This window comes from Shewanella sp. (assembly GCF_051658185.1).
In the GTDB taxonomy this organism is placed as follows: domain Bacteria; phylum Pseudomonadota; class Gammaproteobacteria; order Enterobacterales; family Shewanellaceae; genus Shewanella.
Map to the genome: position 1 here is coordinate 1 of NZ_JBOFMC010000127.1, position 3,690 is coordinate 3,690.

2 protein-coding genes are annotated in these 3,690 nt (G+C 47.1%); both read right to left on the reverse strand.

Annotated features, from left to right (window positions below):
• Positions 1 to 201: 201 nt before the first annotated feature.
• Positions 202 to 825, reverse strand: a complete 624-nt coding sequence (locus tag ACRCZA_RS05450; protein WP_438673454.1) for a 2OG-Fe(II) oxygenase — start codon at positions 823 to 825, stop codon at positions 202 to 204.
• A gap of 215 nt (positions 826 to 1,040) precedes the next feature.
• Positions 1,041 to 3,185 carry a M3 family metallopeptidase gene (locus tag ACRCZA_RS05455; protein ID WP_438673455.1) on the reverse strand — a complete coding sequence of 715 codons (2,145 nt, stop codon included), beginning with the start codon at positions 3,183 to 3,185 and terminating at the stop codon, positions 1,041 to 1,043.
• Positions 3,186 to 3,690: the final 505 nt, after the last annotated feature.

Here is a 3,690-nt window from a genome sequence, read left to right on the forward strand (position 1 = left end):
AGAGGGGATTCTGAACGGCTTAATAATACGCCAATCAGTTTGGCCTCTGCTGGTCGGGATTGTATTGGTATTGGAATGGGATAGAGGTTGGGGTTATGGCTATTCGCTAACGGATGCCACAGCCAACGCTGAGGTTAACAAGATAATACGGGCCGCGAAACAAAGCGTTGCACCGCGAACCCGAGCGAGACTTAAGGCCGCTTAAAATCCATGCATGCTATTACTGACCCTGAACCAACCTGCAATACTGCGGCGTTCAGCCAAGGTTGGCATAACCTCATGAGGAAAACGCTCACTTAAAAAAATCACAAACTGCCCCATTTTAGGGGCAATACGCTCGAGCTCATTATCGGCTTCATCGTAAATAATCAGCTCACCTCCATCGGCCGCTTGCCAATCGGGATTTAAAAAGAATACTGTCGTTAAGATCCGATTTTGACTGCCTTTTAGCGCATCGACATGCTTTTTATAAAAAGCCCCTGGCTGATAAACCGCATAATGGCTTTCATAATCGAATAGCCCCATAAACAAGCGGCGATTTAAACCCGCTTTGAGCTGTGCCATCACATCGAGATACAGCGCATCCTGTGGATTTTGCGCCTCAAGCCAGCGGATCCTATCGCGGCGGATGTCTGCATTGAGTTGCTGCTCTATACCGCGGCCAATCGCGGCAGGTTTTAGCTCATCGACTTGGGTGGAGTGGACTTTGTCGAATAACACTTGACTAATATCCACCGGAACCAGATCCGTTAACACGATATAACCTTGCTCGACCAAGGCCTCGGCAATCACATCCAGCATTGCTTCACTTAATGGCGAAACCATTTATGCTCCATTCCCAAAAGAGGCGACGCGGTCAGGCTACTCAAGGGCTCAACCGTCAAGCAGAGCCACCATTTCGCTAGGCGTCTTGGGGAGAGCCAACAGCTCTCCCTCAGTAATAGTTGTCGAAATCTTAGAGTAAAATAGCCAGTAAAACAATAGGATAAATAAGCTTGCGGTAAACAACCGCAAGCCTAGGTGCCCATGGCGCGCCGATCTTACTCCACTAAGCCGCGACGTTTGAGTAAGGCATCGATTGTTGGTTTTTTATTGGTAAAATCAAGGTAGTTTTGCATCAAATCCTCAGTATTGCCTTTAGATAGCACCTGCTCGCGAAATTTAGCGCCATTGTCTAAAGTAAGCCCGCCCTGTTTAGCCATGTAAGCAAAGGCATCGGCGGCAAACACCTCTGTCCATAAATAGGCGTAATAGCCCGCTGCATAACCGCCGGCAAAGGCGTGGCTAAAATAACTGGATTTATAACGCGGGGGAATTGGGGCAAAATTCAAGCCATGTTTGGCCAATGCTTGCTGCTCAAACGCCTCGATATTATTGATTTGGGTATCTTGAGTGATTGAATGCCACTCCATATCTAGAAGTGCAGCAGACAAATACTCTACAGTATCAAAGCCTTGACCAAATTTATTTGAGGCTAAGATACGTTCAAGCAAGGCTTTTGGTATCGGCTCCCCGGTTTGATAGTGTTTGGCGTAATGGGCTATGACGTTAGGATCGATATTCCAATCTTCATTGACCTGAGATGGAAACTCCACAAAATCCCGCGCGGTCGCGGTGCCAGCCAGACTTGGGTATTTCACTTTAGAAAACAACCCGTGGAGTGCATGGCCCATTTCATGGAATAAGGTGGTGACCTCATCAAAGGTCATTAAAGTTGGACCCTCGGCAGGTTTGGGAATATTGAGCGCGTTATACACCACAGGTTTAGTGCCCTGTAGTGTATTTTGTGTTACAAACTCATCCATCCAAGCGCCGCCAGCTTTACCTTCACGGGCATAAGGATCTAAGTAAAATAACCCAATTGAGCTGTTATCTTGATCAAACACTTCAAAGGCTAAGACATCCTTATGCCATAGCGGTAAATCGGTGCGGGCACGAAAGCGGATCCCATAGAGTTGCTCCATGGCGTAAAACAGCCCATCTTGCAACACCGTCTTAAACTCAAAATAAGGCTTGATACTGTTCTCATCAAGATCGTATTTTTGCTTACGCACTTGGTTGGCATAATAGGCCCAGTCCCAAGGCTGCAACGTAAAATGCTCCCCAGACTGCTTGATCGCCCCTTGAATTTCAGCGGCTTCTATTTTGGCGCGAGCCAATGCCTTAGGTGCTAAATCATCAAGGACGCCATATACGGCGGCCGGCGTTTTCGCCATTTGATCGGCAAGGGTATAGGCGGCCCAGGTCTCAAATCCTAACAGCGCGGCCTTTTGAGCACGAATTTGTGCCATCTTAACGATGATAGGGCCATTGGTCGCGATCGAGCGATGAGCAGAAGTTTCCCATATTCGTTGCCGCAATTCCCGGTGACTTAAGCTTGAGAGTACCGCTTGGCGGGTCGTATTGGCCAAAGTGATTAAATATCCCTCTTTACCAGCGGCTTGCGCAGCCGCCGCCAAGGTGGCGATGTCGCTATCAGATAACCCCGATAGTTGGGCGCTATCCGTCACCAAGATCACATCTTCTTTAAAGGATTTTAAGCTGTTTTGAGAAAACGCCGTGGCGAGACTGGCAAGCTGCGCATTAAACTCGCGCATTTTCGCTTTATCTGCCGCTGATAATGTGGCCCCGGCACGCACAAATTGCTCGTAGTAATACTCGACTAAGCGCTGCTCTTGGGGATCTAACCGACTTTTGTGCTGATAAACCGCTGCAACGCGGCGAAATAGCTGCGGATCTAAATAAATATTATCTTTATGATCCGCAAGCTTAGGGGCGATATCAGCCTCTATGGTCAAAAAAGTCTCATCAGAAATAAGCCCAGCCAAATTAAAAAACGTGCGCGAAACCCGAGTTAACAATGCGCCAGAGGTTTCCAGCGCAAGAATCGTGTTATCAAAACTTGCTGGCTGTGGGTTATTTATTATTCCTGCAATTTCAGCACGTTGGTTTTTAATGCCCTCGGTAAATCCTGTGGTAAAATCATTAGCTCGGATAAGATTAAATTGCGGCGCTTGATCCTGTAGCGGACTTTTACTCAATAACACATTCACTTGACGCTCCTGACTTTGGGTACTCGCTTGACCAGCAACTTGCGCTTGAGGTAAATCAACCAACTCAGTCTTGGCACAGCCAGCCAGAAACAACACTGCCGCAACGGCAGCCGCAATAACGGACTTACGCATAAACACTCCCTAAGTAATGCCGCCCCATAAATGTATTTGGGCTAATTGCGGCAAATCATCGATTATCGTTTTAGGTTCGCGATGACCTATGCCAGCGCGCATAATAACCAAGCTACCATAGCAAGTTATTTGTCCATGGGCTATGAGCTATAGATGACGCAAAAGTCACACACACGAACAACCTACCTAAAACCCCACAACAGACCAACCTTAAGAGCGAATATCAAGACTGCAACATAAAACGCATCCTGCTATTTTGATAAATTATCACCCCGCTCACGCTTCCCACCGGGACTGCTTTGCTTAGTTAGTGCTTGTAAATACAAAACAGTGACTATAACTATGGGCATAAGATCATACTAATCTGCACCTTCACATTTCAGCACCGTCACATTCGATAACATAAATAATGAAGTGAGTAAGATAGTAAGGGCGGGCAGCGAGCCATGATTGATGCGAGCTAAGGAAATAGCCTCAACAATCTAGGCACATAGCTAGCAAGCCT